Here is an 18,693-nt window from a genome sequence, read left to right as displayed (position 1 = left end):
GGCGCTTCGCCGGGGGTTTCATCCGTCGGTGGGCGGCTTCGGCCGTCCGCCGACGAATGTCGGCCGTGGCCGATACTCTGAGAACTGATCAAGACGAAGACCTGATCAACAGGTGTGCGGGACACCGAAGTCGGGAAGGCCGCAGGAGCGGGTGCGGCGGCGATGGGGGCGGAAGTGGCGTTCGACGGTTTCGATTTCACTCCCGGGGCGCAGGTGCCGCTCACGGGCTCCGCGGGGCAGACGGCGGCGACCTTCGCGCTGGCCTCGGCGGCGTACCGCGACAGTCCGATGGAGGAGATCCTCAAGGCCGACAACGAGTGGCACCAGTCCACGGTGAAGGCCGGCCGGATCAAACTGTTCACGCCGAATCTCGGCGAGGCCTTCGCGGGTGCCGTCACGGCCCGCATGCTGGGCGCGGGCCGCGGTGCGCTCATCCAGTCCTTCGGCACCGAGCCGCAGGTCGTCGTGGAGCACTGTCTCGCGGCCACCAACATCCGCCGGGAGCGCGACAACTGGCTCTCGGCCGTCATGGTGCTCTGCGGACTGCTGTTCCTGCCCGGACTGCTGATCTGGCTGATGGTCTTCCAGATCCGTACGCAGATCGCCAAGCGCGCGGACAAGCGGGGTTCCGCGCTCGGCACCACGCTCCTGTTCGCCGTCGGCGCCCTGGCCGTCCTCTTCCTCGTCCGCATGCCGTTCACCGGCTTCTGGGCCTGGTACGCGCGCGCCGCGGTGGTCCTCCCGGTCGTGGGCTGGCTGTGGGCGAAGCGGATCTGCGAGCGCACCGCCAAGGATCTGCGGGAGCGCTGGGACAGCCTGCTGTCGGGCGGCGGCATCGGCGCCAAGATCCCCGAGGCGGTGCCCGGGAGCCCGGGTGAGACGGCGGCGGAGCAGCTGCGCCAGTCGCTCGCCCGGCTCACCGCGGAGCAGCAGTCCAACTCGGTCTTCTACGCGGGCCCCAAGGGCATACTCGGCATGGGCACCCGCTGGGGGAGCTGGCAGCTCGCCGAGAACCTGGTGGCGCAGGACCCGAAGAAGGAGATCCACCCCTTCCGCAGCTGGGACATCATCCGCAGCGTCCACGACCAGTTGCGCATGCTGGAGCGCGGCCCGCTCAACACCGGTGGTTTTCCGGCGCCTTCGATAAAGCACTGGATCGTCACGCCGATCGGCGAGAAGGCGACGGCGGTGTCCCGGCCCGGCGGCACGGACGTCGACGCCTACACGATCAAGACGCACGCCGTGCAGGACATCTGCAACAAGCAGCAGTTCGGCAGCGGCGACCGGCACTATCTCGGGGTCCAGTGGACGCTCTGGGACGGCCAGTTGATCATCACGATGATGATCACGGTGACCGTCCTGCACGAGACGCTGCGCATCGAGGTGACCGGGCATGCGCTGGGACCGGTGAACCCCCTGTTCACCAGCAAGCCCGAGGCCCCGTCCAAGCAGATCGCGAAGACCGTCAAGTTCTGGGAGACCCGCACGGTGAGCCTGCCGCTGGTCACCGCGGACGAGGTCGTACGGCTCGCGGCGCGGGCGCCCCTGACCTGGTATCCGCCGCTGCTGAACTGGCTCGGCGGCAGCCTCGCGCTGCCCGAGCCGTTCGGGCTGCGCCACGCCTGGGCCGATCAGCCGTGGCGGCACCGTTTCATGGCGGACGACGCGCTGCGGGCCGCGACGCCCGTGCTGCGCGTGGTGCACGCGGCGGCGATCAGGGTCCTCGAGGAGAACGGCGTCGACACGGAGAAGTTCGGCAGCCGCTCGGCGTTCCTGAGCACGGCGGTCCAGGACCCCTCGCCGCGCAAGGCCGACGTGTACGACGCCTAGGACCTGTCGTTTGGATCAGTTCGCACACGCGGGGTCTGGCACGCACTCCCCCAAGCTCTGCGAGCAGGGGGACCCCCAGCCGCGTTGTCGTCGGTCGCCAACGCTCCGGACGGCGGACGAGCCCCGGTGCGGAGGCGGAGGCGGACGGGGCGCCCGGTGGGGCGCCCCGGACCCGGCTACGCGGTGGGCCAGGCCTCCGCCAGCATCTTGCGGGTGTCCGCGAGAAGCTGCGGCAGGACCTTGGTGTGGCCGACGACCGGCATGAAGTTGGTGTCGCCGCCCCAGCGGGGCACGATGTGCTGGTGCAGATGGGCGGCGATACCGGCGCCCGCGACCGTTCCCTGGTTCATGCCGATGTTGAAGCCGTGGGCGCCGGAGGCGGTGCGCAGGGCGGTCATGGCCTGCTTGGTCAGCTCACCCAGTTCGGCCGTCTCCGGCCCGGTGAGGTCCGTGTAGTCGGCGACGTGCCGGTAGGGCACGACCATCAGGTGTCCACCGTTGTACGGGTAGAGGTTGAGCACCGTGTACACGTGCTCCGCGCGCCTCACGATGAGCCCGTCCTCGTCGGACTTGGCCGGTATCGAGCAGAACGGACAACCGTCGCCGGCCCCCGGGCCGGTGGGCTTGTTCTCGCCCTGGATGTAAGCCATCCGGTGGGGCGTCCAAAGGCGCTGGAACGCGTCCTGCGTTCCCACTCCGATCTGCTGCTCCGGCTCACTCGTCATGTGTTGCAGCATATTGCTTCGCCCGTTCGCGGCGTGTCGGCGGGTACCGGGCAAAGGAGCCTGCGGCCAAGCTGTGGCCATGGACGACGACAGCCCGATGACCCGATGGGAGCACCGCACCGAGGTACCGCTGGCGGTCGCGTCGATGCTGTTCCTCGCCGCCTACGCCGTGCACGTGCTGGCGCACGGCCTGCCCGAGGGCGGGCGCGACGTCTGCCTGGCGGTGATCGCGGTCGCCTGGGCGGCGTTCCTCGTCGACTACCTGGTGCTCTGGCGGCTGAGCGGACAGGGTCCGCGGTTCGTCCGGACCCACCTGCTGGACACCGTGGTGCTCGTCCTGCCGCTCCTGCGGCCGCTGCGGATCGTCAAGCTCTACGACTCCGTGCTGCGGCGCCGCGGAGAGCCCCGTCTCCCGCTGTACGCACGGGTGATCTTCTACGCGAGCATCGCGGTCCTGCTGCTCGGCTTCTCGGGCGCCCTCGCCGTCTACCAGGCCGAGTACCAGGCGCCGCACGCGACGATCGTCACCTTCGGCGACTCGGTGTGGTGGGCCGCCTCCACCCTCTCGACGGTCGGGTACGGGGACGTGACACCGGTGACCCCCCGGGGCCGCACCGTCGCCGTCGCCATGATGGTCTGCGGTCTGGCGCTGCTCGGCGCGGTGACGGGTTCCTTCTCCTCGTGGCTGTTGCAGCTGTTCTCGCGCGAGGGCGACGAGAAGCCCCCGGGAAGCTGAGCTTCCCGGGGGCTTCGGGCTCGGCCGGAGGGGCCGATCAGATCTGGGCGCGCTCCTCGACGACCTTCGCGATCTTGGCGATGGCCTCGTCGAGCGGGATGCCGTTCTCCTGGGAACCGTCGCGGTAGCGGAAGGAGACGGCACCGGCCGTCATGTCCTCGTCGCCCGCGATGACCATGAAGGGCACCTTCTGCTTCTGCGCGTTGCGGATCTTCTTCTGCATGCGGTCCGAGGACGCGTCGACCTCGACGCGCAGGCCCTTCTTCCTGGCCTCGGCGGCGAACTTCTGGAGGTACTCCACGTGCGCGTCGCCGATCGGGATGCCGATCGCCTGGACGGGCGCCAGCCATGCCGGGAACGCGCCCGCGTAGTGCTCCAGGAGCACGGCGAAGAAGCGCTCGATGGAGCCGAACAGCGCGCGGTGGATCATGACCGGGCGCTGCTTGGAGCCGTCGGGGCCGGTGTACTCCAGGTCGAAGCGCTCGGGCAGGTTGAAGTCGAGCTGCACGGTCGACATCTGCCAGGTGCGGCCGATGGCGTCCTTGGCCTGCACGGAGATCTTCGGGCCGTAGAAGGCGGCGCCGCCCGGGTCCGGGACCAGCGGGAGGCCCTGCTTCTCGGCGACCTGGCGCAGCGTCTCGGTGGCCTCTTCCCAGATCTCGTCCGAGCCGACGAACTTCTCGGGGTCCTTGGTGGACAGCTCCAGGTAGAAGTCGGTGAGGCCGTAGTCGCGCAGGAGGTTCAGGACGAAGGTGAGCGTCTTGTCGAGCTCGTCCGCCATCTGCTCCTTGGTGCAGTAGATGTGCGCGTCGTCCTGCGTGAAGCCCCGGGCACGGGTCAGACCGTGCACGACGCCCGACTTCTCGTACCGGTACACGGTGCCGAACTCGAACAGGCGCAGCGGCAGTTCACGGTACGAGCGGCCGCGCGCGTCGAAGATCAGGTTGTGCATCGGGCAGTTCATGGGCTTGAGGTAGTAGTCCACGCCCTCGTCGAGCTGCATGGGCGGGTACATGCCGTCGGCGTACCAGTCCAGGTGGCCCGAGGTCTCGAAGAGCTTCCCCTTGGTGGCGTGCGGGGTGTAGACGAACTCGTAGCCCTCCTCCTCGTGCCGGCGGCGCGAGTAGTCCTCCATGACCCGGCGGATGATGCCGCCCTTGGGGTGGAAGACGGCGAGGCCGGAGCCGATCTGGTCCGGGATGGAGAACAGGTCCAGCTCGTTGCCCAGCTTGCGGTGGTCGCGCTTCTCGGCCTCGGCGAGGAAGTCGAGGTGCGCCTTCAGCTCCTCCTTGGAGGGCCAGGCGGTGCCGTAGATGCGCTGGAGCATGGGGTTCTTCTCGCTGCCGCGCCAGTACGCGGCGGCGTTGCGCATCAGCTTGAACGCCGGGATGTTGCGGGTGGTGGGCAGGTGGGGACCGCGGCAGAGGTCCTTCCAGCACAGCTCGCCGGTCTTGGCGTCGAGGTTGTCGTAGATGGTCAGCTCGCCGCCGCCCACCTCGACGTCCGCGCCGTCGTCCGAGGACGCGGAGCCCTTGATGCCGATGAGTTCCAGCTTGTACGGCTCGGCCGCGAGCTCCTCGCGGGCGTCCTCGTCGGTGACGACGCGGCGGGAGAAGCGCTGCCCGCGCTTCTGGATCTCCTGCATCTTCTTCTCGACGGCCTTGAGGTCCTCGGGCGTGAAGGGCTTCTCGACGTCGAAGTCGTAGTAGAAGCCGTCCTTGACCGGCGGGCCGATGCCCAGCTTGGCGTCGGGGAAGAGCTCCTGCACGGCCTGGGCCATCACGTGCGCGGTGGAGTGGCGCAGGATGTTCAGGCCGTCCTCGGAGGAGATCTCGACGGGCTCGACCTCCTCGCCGTCCTGCACCTCGTACGCGAGGTCCCTCAGCTCGCCCGCGACACGGGCCGCGACGATGGTGCGGTCGCCGGTGAAGAGGTCGGCGGCCGTAGTCCCCGTCGTCACCACGCGCTCTTCCCGCTCGGAATCGCGTTGGATGATCACACGGACGTCTGACACCGGTCTCTCCTGACTGAAGGGGTGCCACACCACATACGGGATGGCATGGCAATGCCCCGAATCCTACCGAGCCCGGGGTGCCCTCCGCGAAACGGTTGTGGACAGTGCGCCCCGACCCTCCCCTCACGACCCCTCGGTCCTCCCCGTACGACCGCCTCAGTCCTCGCTGCACGCCTCCTCGAAGAAGTCCAGATTCTCCTGGAGCGACTTCATCAGCCGGTCCCGTTCGGCCTCGTCCACCTGGACGGGTACGACACCGGTGGCGTCCGTGAGCCTGCGGAAGCCGCCGCGGCTCTCCAGACGGCCGTGCACCCGTACCGGCAGCCCGACCAGATGGGCCTGGCCCGCTATCCGGTACGCCTCCTCGTCCAGGGTCATCCGGACGTGCGGGACCTCGGCGCCCGCGAGGACCCGCAGCCGTACCGTGCCCGCCCCGCGTGGGCCCGACCTGCGCATCCGGACCACGGCGCCGGTGAGCCGCACCGGCACGGACGGCTCCTCGCGCAGATAGCGGGCCCCGGCCTCGCGCAGCACGGGCAGGTCGCCGGGCGAGAACTCGACGGGCTCGGCGGGGTTCGCGCCGCCCTCGGGGACACCCGCGGCCGGTGACCACTCGACGGTGATCCGGGCACCCTCGGTGCCCCGGACGAGGGCCACCAGGGCTTCCATCAGTTCATGGCTGACGCCCGCCTCCACGGCCGCGTCGAAGGCGTCCATGCCGCCGGTGGCCCGCTGGTAGTCGATCGCCTCGCGGGCGGCGCACAGCGCCTCGTGCAGGCGTACGGCGAGCGGCCGGCCCGTGGTGACGGGCACGAAGGCGGTGAGACCGCGGCCGCCCGGTTCCGCGCCCACCAGGACGTTCTCCAGGGAGGCGGTGGCCGCCCTGCGGTGGCGGGCGCCGTAGTAGCCGGCACGCGCGTGTGCCGCGAGCGCGCCGGCGAGCAGGATCTGGCGGGCGGCCCCGCGCGTCTGTTCCTCGACGGTCCAGGGCGCCGCGCCCACGGGACCGGTCGGCACGTCCCGCCACCAGCGGATCTCGTCGCTGGGCACGGCCAGGGCGACGAGCACGTCCCGCGCGGCCGGGGAACCGCTGCGGGAGAGCGCGACGAGTGCCTCGCCGAGGAGGTCGTCGCTGTCGGGGAAGGCCCGGTTCTCCGGCACCAGCAGGCTGGTACCGCCGCCCCCGGGCCCGGGTGGGGTCCACCGGCCGTACCGTCCGGCGGCTCCCCCGCGGCGCTGCCAGCCGTGCCGCCGCAGCAGCGCGCCGAGCACGGCCGGGTCCACCTGGTCGGGGGCCGGCGGATCGTTCCAGAAGGCTTCGGCGGGGTGGGGCCTGACCGGCCGGAGCACCTCGTCGGTGGGGCGGTGTGTCATGGTCTGCCTCCCGTACCGACCCGCGTCATGATCTCGCACAGGGCCCGGTCGTCGAAGATCCGGGCCGTCGGGATGCGGACGGTGGTCCGGCGCCGGCCCGTGATGGCGTGTCCGGCGAGGTTGATCCAGTAGCAGCAGTGCCTGAGGTCGAGCCGGTCGTGGCTGGCGCGCAGCCAGTCGTCCTGGGATCTGGGCACGAGCATCACGACCAGGATCTTGTGCACCGAGACCGGGGTGCGCGCGAGCTTCGCCAGGTGCTCGTTGTCGAGCGTGAAGGAGAAGGCGGGCCCCGGGGGGTTGGGCGGGATCTGGTACGTGCACTTGAGCTGCACCTTGATGGTGACTTCGTCGTCGACCGTGTGCCCGGGGGCGCTGTGGCTGACGTGCCAGTCGATGCCGTTGTCGGGAAACGGCTGGGACAGCGAACAGCCCGCGGCCGCCGCGACCGCGTGCAGGTAGCCCACCTGCAAGGTCTCCATGCAGGCGGTGGTGGCGAGTGATCCACGATGGGGTGCCGTCCGCTGGGGCAGCAGCCCGCCCCGTTCGGGCTGCGCGAGTGCCATGAGTCCAACAGCCTTCCAGCCTTGATGTATCCCCGCGACGGGTCGCTGAACTGCAAAGACCCGTACCTCTGTTGTCTCCTTCCGGCGTACGGCGCAAACAGCCCGGGTATCACCAAACGGGCAGAAGACGGTGCGTCAGCTGCCGTGGGTGAACGAGGAGTTGTGTGCGTATGACGTGCTGGTACGAAGGCCCTTTGGCCGCGTTCGACACGGAGACCACGGGCGTGGACGTCGAGACCGACAGGATCGTGTCGGCCGCCGTCGTCGTCCAGGACGCCCCGGGTTCCCGTCCGCGGGTGACCCGATGGCTGGTGAACCCGGGAGTGCCGGTGCCCGCGGGGGCGACGGCGGTGCACGGGCTCACGGACGAACATCTGCAGCGCAACGGCCGCTGGCCGTCGCCCGTGATGGAGGAGATAGCGCGAGAGCTGAGTGAACAGGCCACGGCGGGCCGGCCGCTGGTGGTGATGAACGCCCCGTTCGATCTGACGCTGCTGGACCGGGAGTTGCGCAGACATCGGGCGTCGTCCCTCGACCGCTGGTTCGAGTCGACGTCGCTGCGCGTGCTCGATCCGCGCGTCCTCGACAAGCATCTGGACCGCTATCGCAAGGGCCGCCGCACCCTGACCGATCTGTGCGCGCACTACGAGGTGGCGCTGGAGGGCGCGCACGACGCGGCGGCCGACGCACTGGCCTCGATGGAGGTCGTCCGTGCGGTGGGGCGCCGTTTCGCGGCCCGTCTCGAGCGGCTGTCGCCGTCCGAGCTGCACACGCTCCAGGCGGTGTGGCACGCGGCGCAGGCGCGCGGGCTTCAGGCCTGGTTCGCGCGCAGCGGTACACCGGAGGCGGTCGATCCGGCGTGGCCGTTGCGCCCGGATCTGCCGGCGGCGGCCTGACCGGGCACGACGCCGCCGGGCACAACGAAAAACCGGTCCGTCGATGACGGACCGGTCTTCTCCCGGTGGGCGATACTGGGTTCGAACCAGTGACCTCTTCGGTGTGAACGAAGCGCTCTCCCACTGAGCTAATCGCCCGGGAACGCACTGAACAATACAGGTCCCGGCGGGTGGGGTTCAAACCGCTTCGAGGTGAGCTTCGAGGCCGCGCCGTCCCGCGCGCATCATCAGGGCGTGGTTGGCACGGAAGAACGGGCGTCCCGGTACCGCGAACCGCCGCAGCAACGGCGTGGTGACGTGCACGTTCTGGTCGTAGCGGGCACGGGTGCCCGGGCCGGCCGCGTCGAGGGTCCAGCGTGCCCAGCCGTCGAGATCGCCCGACATCTCCGTCTCCAGGACGCCGGCCGCCGGGTCCCGGCGCGCCTCGCGCGCGGTGATGGTGATGTCGTACGGCAGGACCGAGCGGATCCGGATGACGGCGCTGTGCCCGTCGACGGGGGTCACCTCGCGCACCTGGGGCCACCAGCGCGGGTAGGTCTCGGCCCGTTCCAGGACCGCGTAGACGTCCGCGGGCGGCGCGGGCAGCTCCCACACGGTGCGGAAGCGGTAGTGCGTCCAGTCCATGGACCGAGTGTGCCGACGCGTCGGACGTACCGGAAGTACCCGCCGGGCATGTCCGCGGATCTGAGTACGGCGTGAGTACGCGCGCTCATGTCCAAGGGCGTGACGCGGACCACACTCCGAACCATGACCCAGATCCCGTCCCCGGCCGAGGAGTTGCGGCTCCTGGACACCGAGCTGCGGCAACTCGACGCACGCCGGGCCATGTTGCTGACCCGCCGCGCCTGGCTGGTCCACGCGCTCCAGCCGACACCCGTACGGACCGCGTCCACGGCGCCCGGCGCCCGGCGGCCCGAGACCGGCGCACCCGGGGTGCAGAACGCGCTCCTGCTCCTCGGCGGCATCCTGCTGGCCGTCGCCGCCGTCGCGTTCACCCTGGTCGGCTGGGGGCACCTCGGGATCGCGGGGCGGTCGCTGGTGCTCGGCGCGGTGACGCTCGCCGCGCTCGGCGCTCCCGTGCCCCTGCTGCGCCGAGGGCTGCGCTCGACGGCCGAGGCGCTGGCAGGGACCGGGCTCGTACTGACGGTCCTGGACGCGTACGCGCTGTACGCGGTGGCGCTCCCCCGCACGGACGGCGTCGGCTACGCGGCGCTCGCCTCGACGGCGCTGGCCGCCGTGTGGGCGGCGTACGGCATCGCGCTGGGCTCGCCGCTCCGGACGGCCGGCCCCGGTGCGCGCGCGTCGCTGCGGCTGCCGCTGCCCGCCGCCGTGGTCGCCGCACAGCTTCCGCTGCTCCTGTGGGCGGTGGCCGCCTCCGCGGACGCGTACGCCGTCACGGCCGCCCTGCTGGTCACGGCGGCGCTCGACACGGCGCTCGCCCTGCGCCTGCCCGTGCGCTCCGTCCGCGCCGTCGCCGCCGGCCCGGCGTACGGCCTGGGCGGCTGGGGCACCCTCGCCGCCGGCTGGCTGTCCTGGACGTCCGCCGGCCCGGGCGCCGCCGCCCGTGCGGCGGCGCTCCTCCTCCTCGCCGCGTCGATCGCGCTGACGGCGGCGTGGGGCGCCCCGAAGCCGGGCCTCACCACGAACACCGCGACGGGCGTCGCGACGGCCGGCGGACTGATCGGTGTCACCGCGTTCGGCGGGCTGCTGCGCACGTCCCTGCCGGGCGAGTGGACGGTCCCCGGTCATCTGGCGTGCGCGATCACCCTGCTGGCCGTCGCCGGAGCGGGTGTCCCCACGCCGGTGCGGCGCGGGATCGCCCTGGCCTCGGGGTGCGTGGGCGCCCTCGCCGTGGCCTGGGCCCTGCCCGTGGTCGTGATCACCCTGCTGGGCCCGGCCGGCCGGGCGGGCTCCGCCTGGTCCGGTGCTCCGGAGAACGCGCGGGACGCGGTGACGAACGGCCTGCCCTGGCCCGCGGACGCGGTCACGGCACCGCTCGTGCTCGCGCTCGTCGCCGCCGTCCTGGTGGTGGCCGTCCGCGCCGCCGCCTGGCGTCCGTACGCCCTGGCCTGCGCGCTGACCCTGGCGTGGGCGACGGCCCTCGTCCTTCCGGCGACCCTCGAACTCCCCTACGTGGCCGCGCTGTCGGTCCACGGCCTCATCACGGCGGCCCTGCTCGGGTACGCCCGCCGGACCGGCCCCCGGCTGACGGCACTGGTGCTCTCTCTGCTCACCTCCCTCAGCCTCGCCTTCCTCGCGCTCGCCTCCGAGAGCGCGACCCTGACCGTGCTCGCCGCGCTGACCGTCCTGTTCGCGGCGGCCGCCCCCCGGCCCGGCCTCGGCCCGGTCGCGGCGCCCGCGGCACTCACCTACGCGGCGGCCCTCGTCTGCGCGGCGGGCGCCTCCCTCTCCCTCCAGCCCCAGCACACGGCACTGCTCGTGCTGGTCGTGCCCGTGACCGCCGCGCTGCTCGCCGCACGCGCCGAGGACGGCCCGACCACCCTGTCGATCGAGATCACCGGTGCCCTCGCCGGGCTGCTCGCCGTCGGGCTCGCGGTGGCCGATCCGGCGCTGCTGGCCACGGTCCTGGCCCTGTGCGGACTGATCGCCGCGGGTACGGCCGTACGGGAGGACCGGCGCGCCGTCGGATACGCGGCCACCGCCCTGTTCGTGCTGGCCTCGTGGGTGCGGCTCGCGTCCTGGGACATCGGCTCCCCGGAGGCGTACACGCTGCCGGTGACCGTTCCGGCACTGCTCCTGGGCGCGTTCAGGCGCCGCTCGGACACCTCGGTGTCGTCGTGGACGGCGTACGCGCCGGGCCTGTCCGTGACGCTGGTGCCGAGCCTGTTCGCGGCGTGGGGCGACGGGCAGTGGCCGCGTCCGCTGCTGCTGGGCACGGCGGCGCTCGCCGTCACCCTGCTGGGTGCCCGGCACCGGCTCCAGGCTCCGCTGGTGCTGGGCGGCGCCGTGCTCGTCCTGGACGCGCTGCACGAACTCGCCCCGTTCATCGTGCAGGTGGTGGACGCGCTGCCCCGCTGGACGCCTCCCGCACTCGCCGGCCTGCTGCTGCTCACGCTGGGCGCCACCTACGAGCAGCGGATCCGTGACGCACGGCGGGTGCGGGAGGTACTGGGGAGGATGGACTAGCGGGCGTTCACCCGGGACCGGTCACGACGGCATCCGGTCGCCGAGGAGCGCCAGGTTCTCGATGGCGGCGAGGCCGTAGAGCGCCGTGTCGTTCGTGTAGACCCAGTTGGCCTCGCTGCCCGGCACCAGCGTGACCGGTCCGCCCAGTTCCTCCGTCTTCCAGGGCGAGGCCTCGGTGTAGCCGTCGGAGCTGTAGAACTTCGCCCAGGCGCGGGTGGCGAGTCGGGTGTCGCCGGTCCGCACGGCGGCGTACGCGTCGAGGCGTGAATGGCCCTGGAAGAGCAGCAGGGTGCCGAAGTTGGTGCCGTAGCGGGCCGCCTGTTCGGCCTTGGTGGCGTTGAAGTAGCGGCAGTAGTCGAGGTAGGCCTCCTCGAAGGCGGGCATGTCGACGAGATCGATGAGTTCGGCGCACAGTTCGTTCAGGCCGAAGACGGCGGACAGGTGAGAGACGCCGACCACCGGCTCGGTGGCGACGGCGAACCGCCCGGTGTCGAGGTCGTACAGGCCGGAGCCCTGGACGAATCCGTTGGGCTGCGCGGCGATGGTCTCCATCGTCGACAGCACGCGTGCCCTGGCCTTCTCCCACTTGGGGCCCTTGCGCTCCCACTCGGTCAGCCAGGCCGAGACGAGCCCGCTCCAGTCCGTGCCGAAGCCGATCGACAGCGCGTGCCGGTCCGGCGTGTACGGCTCGGTGCGGATCTTGCGGATCGGGTCGAGGACGAGGAAGGTCTCGTCGGAGTCGACGTTGGCGTGCATGAGGTCGCCGACCCGCTCGTCGGCGGTGAGGAAGTAGTAGTAGCGCCGGTAGGTGGTGTTGGCGATGCGCTGCTGTTTGGCGCTGTCCGCGTAGTGCTGCACACCGTGCCGGGTGCCGAGGCCCGCCCACTGGCCGAGGTGGTAGACGTCGACCTCGCCGGTGTGCCGGGTCATCGCCTCGGCGAAGCGGAAGATGTCCGCGCGGCCGCTGCGCAGATACGCGAACCACAGCCAGAGGTCCGGCGACAGCTCGGAGTTGTCCCAGGCGTAGCCGCCGACGTCGTAACGCCACTGGTGTCTCACCGGGTCGTAGGAGTGCATGATGTCGCCGTAGTCCCAGAAGCCGTACCAACGGCGCATCTCCACCTGGTCCTTGTAATAGGTGAAGAGGAAGTCGAGGTGATCCTCGATCTTCGCCTTGGCGGGGGTGGACCGGTCGGGCTCCGAGTAGAGACCGGGGCCGAAGACCTGCGCCTTGATCAGCTGCTTGGGCGGGGCGGCGAGCTGCGGCAGCACGCGTACGGCGTCGACCTGTTCGGCGAGCTTCTCGGGCGTGGGCGTCGACTCGTTGGCCCAGAAGAGCAGTTCGGAGGTGCGGGCGATGCCGTAGGGGGTGCCGAAGCCCGGCTCGTAGTCCTCGTAGGTGATGTTGAGGCCTTCGAGCTGTTCGGCGTACGTGTCCTGGCCCATGCCGTCGTGGTAGAAGCGCAGGTCCATGGGCCGCGCCTCGGGCGACCAGAGCCAGAGGGTGACCTCGGCCTCGTCGGTGTGGGCGTCACGGATGTCGAGCTGGGCGGGGAACTTCTCCCAGAAGTCCCGCAGCCCGAAGGAGAATCCGCCGCTCGGCCCGCCGACGTATCCGAAGCCGGAGGCGCGCCGGCCACCGCCCGCGGCGATCCAGCCGTGCCCCTTCTTGGTGCGCTTGCGCAGGGTGAAGCCGTCGGCCGAGAGCTGGGAGAGGGTGTAGTCGCCCCACTCGGGGATGTACTGGAGCCGGGTGGTGACCCGCTGGTCCCAGGTGGACGGGTCGGCGAGCCTCTCACCGGCGAACTGGGCCGCCTGGACGGCCGCTCCGGGGTCGCGGCGCAGCCCGGTGACCCCCTTGACCGCCTCGCGCAGCAGACCGGTGTCGTCTCCGCCGATCCGGATGTGCCGGTCGTAGGCGGCGTCCCGCATCGGCACGGTGAAGCGGACGCCGAGCCCGCCCACGAAGTCACCGCTGCTCTTCCCGGGTTCCTGCTTCCCGTCGAAGGTGATCGTGTGCACCATGCGGAAGGAGTCGGCGCCCGCGTAGAAGTACAGGCGGACCGAGAAGGGCAGCCAGCTCCGTTCGCCCTTGCGGTGCTTGCCGTCGATGCGGACGACGGCCCGCACCGGGCCGTCCTGTTCGACCTCGGCCGCGGAGATCACGCTCTCGAAGCGCTCGGACTTCGCGGTGCCCTGGTCCTCGTCCTCGATCTCGGGCCGGCGGATGAGGACCAGGCGGCCGTTCCTGGCGATCTCGGCCGTACCGCGTGTCACGGACTTGACCAGTGCCGAGCCGCTCTTGCCGATCTTCGCGGTGATGACCCCGGTCGAGACGGTGATGGTTCCGCCGCTCTTGCCGACGGTGACCTTCCGCTCCGGCGCGGCGGGTTCCCCCGCGGTCAGCGTGAGCTTCCCGGCGTCCGAACTCACTGCGTGGGCGGTCCACTTGAGGGAGCCGTCCGGCCAGTAGGCGATCGGCCAGGACTGCACGGGGACGGCGTTGCCGTCGGCATCCGCGAGCGCGAACGTCTGGTCCTGCCGGTAGGTCCCCCTCGGCCAGGGAACACCGACGGTGGAGCCGGGGGCGGCGCCGAGGCCGCCGTCCTCCAGCCAGTCGAGGCCGACGGGATCCGGGTCGGCGGCCCCGGCTCCGGGGGCGGCCTGCGCTTTCGTGGTTCCGAGGGCCCAGCTGAACTGCGCGGCGGCTCCGGCGACGGCGGCCGCCTTGAGAAGGGACCTGCGGGGGATGGGCGACATGGCCTTTCCTCTCCTAACGGGATGGTCAGGGGCATGACAGTCATGAGGGCGTGACGGAACAGGGCCGGGCGCTCGGCACTCCGGCCCGCGGGAGCTCGCGCTCAGCGGCGCCGCCGGCGCTCCTCGACGGCGACGGCCGCCGCGGCCAGGGCCCCCAGGACGGGAACCGCCAACGGCGCGACGAGCAGAGCGGAGCAGACCACCACGGCCAGCCCGCCGACGAGCAGGAACGACCCGGCGGGATCGAGCACGGTCCGGCGTCCGGCGTCCGCGAGCAGCCCGCGCCAGGCCGCTCCCGGCTCCCAGACAGCGGCCGCGCGCAGTCCCGCGACGGCTCCCCCGATCAGCGCGAGGATCCCGACGGCCCCGACGAACGGACCTCCGGGGATTCCGGCGCGTACGGCCTGGACGTCCACCCAGACGGCCGCCGCCCCGGCCCATCCGGCGATTCCGGCGAGCCAGCCGCCCCGTACGGCCGCCCGGAAGTCGGCCACGAACTCCCGCCGTCCGCCGCCCTCATGGGCCGTGCGCCGGCGCAGATGCCGCGCGCCGGCAGCGAACGCGGCGGGAACGGTCACGAGGGGCAGCGAGGCCACCGCGATCCACACACCCGTCAGCAGACACTCCGCGAAGACGGCGAACCTCTCGGCGAGAACGGAATCCCGGGGCGCCCGGCGGGCCCGCGCCCCGGCGCGGGCCTTCGGCTGAGTGACCGTCATGTCAGCCCTTCAGTCCCGAGGTCGCCATGCCGTCGATCAGATAGCGCTGGAAGGCGAGGAAGAAGAGGAGCACGGGCAGCAGCGCCACCAGCGACATCGCGATCATGCCGCCGTAGTTGGCGACCCCCTCCTGGTCGCGGAACATCATCATGCCGAGCGAGACCGTGTACTTGCCGGGCTCGTTGAGGTAGATCAGCGGGCCCATGAAGTCGTTCCAGGCGTTGATGAAGGTGAAGATGGCACTGGTGATGAGGGCCGGGCGGCACAGCGGCAGCACGATCGACCAGTAGATCCGCAGGTGCCCGCAGCCGTCGAGCCGCGCCGCCTCGTCCAGTTCGCGCGGCAGGTTCCGCATGAACTGCACCATGAGGAAGACGAAGAACGCCTCGGTGGCCAGGTACTTGCCGATCAGCAGCGGCACATAGGTGTTGATCAGCCCCGCCTTCTGGAACATCACGTACTGCGGAATGAGCAGCACGTGATACGGCAGCAGGAGCGTGCCGATCATCAGCGAGAACAGCACGTTCCGCCCGGCGAACCGGATCCTGGCGAAGGCGTACGCGGTCAGTGAGCAGGAGATCAGGATGCCGGCGACGGAACCGAGCGCGTAGAAGAGGGAGTTCTGGAAGAAGGTGGCGATCGAGATGTCGGCGATCCCGTCGGCGAGCCCCTTGAAGTTGGCCAGGATCGGGCCGGCCGGGAACGGTTCCAGGCTGCCGATGATCTCGCGGCTGGGCTTGAAGGAGGCTCCGACGACCCAGAGCACGGGGTAGAGGACGACCGCGAGGATCAGCAGGGCCCCGATGTGCCAGCCGAGGGAGGCGGCGCGCTCGCGTCCGGACCTCCCGGGGCTTCCCGAGGCGGTCGCGGCCCCGGAGCCGATCGCCTTGCCGGTGACGCCGCTCATCGGGCGTCCTCCTCGTAGTGCACCCAGCGCTTCTGCGACCAGAAGAGGACGGCCGTCACCAGCGCGACGGCGAGCAGCAGCATCCAGGCCATGGCGGAGGCGAAGCCCATCTGGGACTCCCTGAATCCCTTCTGGTAGAGGTAGCAGGTGTAGACGAGCGTGGCGTCGGCCGGACCGCAGGTGGCGTTGGAGACCACGTACGCCGAACCGAAGATCTGGAACGAGTGGATCGTCTCCAGGAGCACGTTGAAGAACAGCACCGGGGACAGCAGCGGCAGCGTGATGCTCCAGAACCTGCGCAGCGGTCCGGCGCCGTCCACCTCGGCCGCCTCGTACAACTCCTTCGGCACCTGCTTGAGCCCGGCCAGGAAGATGACCATGGGGGCGCCGAACTGCCAGACGGTGAGCGCCACCAGGCTGTAGAGCACCCGTTCCGGGTCGCCGACCCAGCCCCCGGAGGGGAAGCCGAGGAAGGACTGCGTACGGTCCACGACGGCGTCGTCGGAGAACAGCGCGCGCCAGACGAAGCCGACCGAGACGCTCGCGCCGATCAGCGACGGGGCGTAGAACGCGGCCCGGTAGAAGGCCTGGCCGCGGCGGCTCCGGGCGAGGAGCAGGGCCACCCCGAGCGCCAGCAGCAGTTTGAGCGGCGTACCGATGACGACGTACTTGGCCGTCACCTCGACGGACTTCTGCCACCGGGGGTCGTCGAACATGGTGGTGAAGTTGTCGAAGCCGATCCACCGCGGCGCGTCGAAGAGGTTGTAGTCGGTGAAGGCGAAGTAGAGGGAGGCGGCCATCGGGCCCGCGGTCAGGAGCAGGAAGCCCGCGATCCAGGGCGACATGAAGAGATAGCCGGCGAGGTTGTCCCCGCTCCGCCGGCGCTTGTCGGCGCCGGGGGCCCCGGGGCGTCTTTGTGCCGCGTCGGGCGGAGCGTCCTTGACGAGCGTCACGGCGGTTCCCATCAGACGGCGAGGGCGGTCTTCGCCTCGGAGAAGAACTGCTTCACCGCGTCGGAGACCTTGGTGGTGCCCTGCGACATGTCACCGCCTATGCGCAGGAAGGCGGATTCGACGGTGTCGGCTCCTGCCGGATGCGGGGTGATGGCGCCCAGTACCCCGGCCGCGGCGACGTCCTGCTCGTACCGCGCGATGGCCTTGCTGGGGGCATCGGCGGGCTGGAACGCGTCGAACTGCTCGGTGGTGGCGAGAATCCCTCGGTCGTAGCCCATGATCTTGCCGACCTCGGGGTCGTGGACCATGAAATCGATGAACCGGGCCACTTCTTCGGGGTGTTTGGTGTGCGCCGAAGCGCTGAGCATCAGCGAGGCGAGGTACTGGCCGGTCTGCTTGCCGTCGGTCGTCGGGATCGGCGCCAGACCGTAACTGCTGTCACCCTCGGCCGTATAACGGACCGTGAAGTTGTCCCACGTGAACTCGGAGGCGGCGTGGCCCGCCGAGAGGGAGGACTTGGGCTTGTCCTGTTCGACCCGCTTGGGATCGGTGATGATGCCGGCCTTCACACGGTTGTAGCCGTCGGTCCACCACTCCGTCAGATCAGCCTCGTCGAAACCGAGTCCGTCCGGGGTGAAGAACGCCTTGCCGTTCTGCCGGAGGTAGAGGTCGTACAGGTACATGATGCTGAAGTAGCCCGTGTCGCCCGCGACCTTCTGCGTGTCGTGAATCTTCTTGAGCGCGGCGAAGTACTCGTCCCAGGTCCAACCCTGCCGCGGCTTGATACCGGCCTTCTCGAACACCTTCTCGTCGACGACAAGCGACATGGTGTTGGATCCGACGGGAATTCCGAGCTGCTTTCCGTCGACCTGGCCGACCTTCTCCACTCCGGCGCGGAAGCCTTTCAGGCTGAGATTCCCGGCGTCCATCTGGGACTTGAGGTCGAGCAGGATCCCTCGCTTGTCGTACTTCCGCAGAAATCCGACGGCGTTCTGGAATACGTCCGGCGGATTTCCGCCGGCGGCCTGGGTCTGGAACTTCTCCCAGAAGGCCACATAATCCTGGAAGTCCGTCTGCACCTTGATCTTCGGATACTTCTTCTCGAAGAGCGCGATGGACCGGTTGATCCGCTTCGCCCGCTCGTCCGCACCCCACCAGGCGTAACGGATCGTCACCGTCCCGTCCCCGGCGCCGCTTCCGCTCCCGCCGCAGCCCGTCGTCGCCGCCAGCCCCAGCGCGGCCACCGAAGCCCCGGCCGCCTTGAGTACCGTCCGCCTCTCGACACTCCCGTTGTTCCCCACTGCCGGGCCTCCCCGCAACGTCGACGCCGCCTGCATGAATCGTTTCAAGTAAGCGCTTGCTGGCACAAGTTACGGAGGCGCTCGGGGCGCGTCAATGATTCGGACAGGAATTGATGTGCGGCGGTCGGATCCCGTCGCGGCGGCCGCCGCACCCCTTCCGGGGCACTCGCACGGGAGTACGCAGGTCGGGCCCGCGCGGTCGGCCGGCCGAACACCCCGTGGACGACAGGACGGCTTGGCGGCGCGGCCGAAAACGTACTGCCGCGAGGGGTGCTGACGGGGTGTCGGCGGCCCCGACGGAAACGGAGCGTGAGCTTGCAGCAGCGTTACCGGGGCCTCGCCTCCCGCCCCGGGCACAGCCGCAGGCCGCTTTCGCCCTCTCCCCACCCACACGACCCGCGCGTGCGGCTCCGCCCGGCACCGGTGCTCACCCCCTGGGGCTCCGCCCCAGACCCCGCTCCTCGAACGCCGGAGGGGCTGAATTTTCCCCCGCAGCCGAAAGCGGTCCGGAAGGGCCGGTCCGGAAGGGCCGGAACCACGACGCACCCGCAGCCGGGATCCGGTGGAAGGGGCCGTGCCGGTACATCACATGCCCGTCGCTTACGTTCGGATCGAGCAGCGGTTCCCTCCCGGACCCACGTCTGATCCAACGGCGACGGGCGGATGTACCGGCACGGGGGGGGGGGGGGGGGGGGGGGGGGGGGGGGGGGGGGGGGGGGGGGGGGGGGGGGGGGGGGGGGGGGGGGGGGGGGGGGGGGGGGGGGGGGG

Annotated in this window: 14 protein-coding genes and 1 tRNA gene; 4 read left to right on the top strand and 11 right to left on the bottom strand. The window is 70.8% G+C overall.

Translation table 11 applies throughout. The annotated features are described in order from the left end of the window. The first annotated feature begins 162 nt into the window (after window positions 1–162). On the top strand, window positions 163–1,830 hold the full coding sequence (locus ACFYW9_RS18660) for a hypothetical protein (protein ID WP_389151191.1): 1,668 nt from the start codon (window positions 163–165) through the stop codon (window positions 1,828–1,830). 176 nt (window positions 1,831–2,006) lie between these two features. Here the strand turns inward: ACFYW9_RS18660 and ACFYW9_RS18655 are convergent, their stop codons facing one another. Next, window positions 2,007–2,567, bottom strand: a complete 561-nt coding sequence (locus tag ACFYW9_RS18655) for an HIT family protein (protein WP_389151188.1) — start codon at window positions 2,565–2,567, stop codon at window positions 2,007–2,009. 67 nt (window positions 2,568–2,634) lie between these two features. Here ACFYW9_RS18655 and ACFYW9_RS18650 point away from each other — a divergent pair, with 67 nt between their 5' ends. Further along, on the top strand, window positions 2,635–3,291 hold the full coding sequence (locus ACFYW9_RS18650; protein WP_389151185.1) for a potassium channel family protein: 657 nt from the start codon (window positions 2,635–2,637) through the stop codon (window positions 3,289–3,291). Window positions 3,292–3,328: 37 nt separating this feature from the next. Here the strand turns inward: ACFYW9_RS18650 and thrS are convergent, their stop codons facing one another. From thrS to ACFYW9_RS18635, 3 genes are all read right to left on the bottom strand, one after another. Beyond that, window positions 3,329–5,305, bottom strand: coding sequence for a threonine--tRNA ligase (thrS, locus tag ACFYW9_RS18645; RefSeq protein WP_351862480.1), 1,977 nt, complete (start codon window positions 5,303–5,305; stop codon window positions 3,329–3,331). A 156-nt stretch (window positions 5,306–5,461) separates the two neighbouring features. Continuing rightward, window positions 5,462–6,679, bottom strand: coding sequence for a hypothetical protein (locus tag ACFYW9_RS18640; protein WP_389151180.1), 1,218 nt, complete (start codon window positions 6,677–6,679; stop codon window positions 5,462–5,464). Further along, entirely contained in the window at window positions 6,676–7,242 is a 567-nt protein-coding gene (locus ACFYW9_RS18635; protein WP_037621207.1) for a DUF4365 domain-containing protein, read from the bottom strand. Before ACFYW9_RS18635 ends, ACFYW9_RS18640 begins: the two co-directional genes overlap by 4 nt. A gap of 170 nt (window positions 7,243–7,412) precedes the next feature. Between ACFYW9_RS18635 and ACFYW9_RS18630 the strand changes: the two genes are divergently transcribed. Then, entirely contained in the window at window positions 7,413–8,138 is a 726-nt protein-coding gene (locus tag ACFYW9_RS18630; protein WP_389151176.1) for a 3'-5' exonuclease, read from the top strand. Window positions 8,139–8,204: 66 nt separating this feature from the next. On the opposite strand, the gene ACFYW9_RS18625 is transcribed toward ACFYW9_RS18630, so the two are convergent. Both ACFYW9_RS18625 and ACFYW9_RS18620 read right to left on the bottom strand, forming a co-directional pair. Beyond that, window positions 8,205–8,276, bottom strand: a tRNA-Val gene (locus tag ACFYW9_RS18625). A gap of 39 nt (window positions 8,277–8,315) precedes the next feature. After that, window positions 8,316–8,762, bottom strand: a complete 447-nt coding sequence (locus ACFYW9_RS18620; RefSeq protein ID WP_389151173.1) for an SRPBCC family protein — start codon at window positions 8,760–8,762, stop codon at window positions 8,316–8,318. Window positions 8,763–8,849: 87 nt separating this feature from the next. Between ACFYW9_RS18620 and ACFYW9_RS18615 the strand changes: the two genes are divergently transcribed. Then, window positions 8,850–11,285: an SCO7613 C-terminal domain-containing membrane protein gene (locus ACFYW9_RS18615; RefSeq protein ID WP_389151170.1), complete on the top strand. Its 2,436-nt coding sequence runs from the start codon at window positions 8,850–8,852 to the stop codon at window positions 11,283–11,285. A gap of 21 nt (window positions 11,286–11,306) precedes the next feature. On the opposite strand, the gene ACFYW9_RS18610 is transcribed toward ACFYW9_RS18615, so the two are convergent. The 5 genes from ACFYW9_RS18610 to ACFYW9_RS18590 all read right to left on the bottom strand — a co-directional run bounded on the left by ACFYW9_RS18610 (window position 11,307) and on the right by ACFYW9_RS18590 (window position 17,961). Then, window positions 11,307–14,045, bottom strand: a complete 2,739-nt coding sequence (locus ACFYW9_RS18610) for a Tat pathway signal sequence domain protein (protein ID WP_389151167.1) — start codon at window positions 14,043–14,045, stop codon at window positions 11,307–11,309. Window positions 14,046–14,146: 101 nt separating this feature from the next. Then, window positions 14,147–14,764, bottom strand: coding sequence for a hypothetical protein (locus tag ACFYW9_RS18605; protein ID WP_389151164.1), 618 nt, complete (start codon window positions 14,762–14,764; stop codon window positions 14,147–14,149). Window position 14,765: 1 nt separating this feature from the next. Beyond that, the gene (locus ACFYW9_RS18600) at window positions 14,766–15,671 is read right to left on the bottom strand and encodes a carbohydrate ABC transporter permease (protein WP_389151161.1); all 906 of its coding nucleotides are present in this window, start codon (window positions 15,669–15,671) and stop codon (window positions 14,766–14,768) included. After that, entirely contained in the window at window positions 15,668–16,624 is a 957-nt protein-coding gene (locus tag ACFYW9_RS18595) for a carbohydrate ABC transporter permease (protein WP_389151158.1), read from the bottom strand. The genes ACFYW9_RS18600 and ACFYW9_RS18595 overlap by 4 nt, the downstream gene beginning before the upstream one ends. Before the next feature lie 11 nt (window positions 16,625–16,635). Beyond that, window positions 16,636–17,961 (bottom strand): ABC transporter substrate-binding protein, encoded by a 1,326-nt coding sequence (locus ACFYW9_RS18590; protein WP_389151155.1) that lies wholly within the window; start codon window positions 17,959–17,961, stop codon window positions 16,636–16,638. Window positions 17,962–18,693 lie beyond the last annotated feature (732 nt).

This window comes from Streptomyces sp. NPDC002698, from assembly GCF_042888945.1.
Lineage (GTDB): Bacteria > Actinomycetota > Actinomycetes > Streptomycetales > Streptomycetaceae > Streptomyces.
This window is presented reverse-complemented; position numbering and strand designations above follow the sequence as displayed.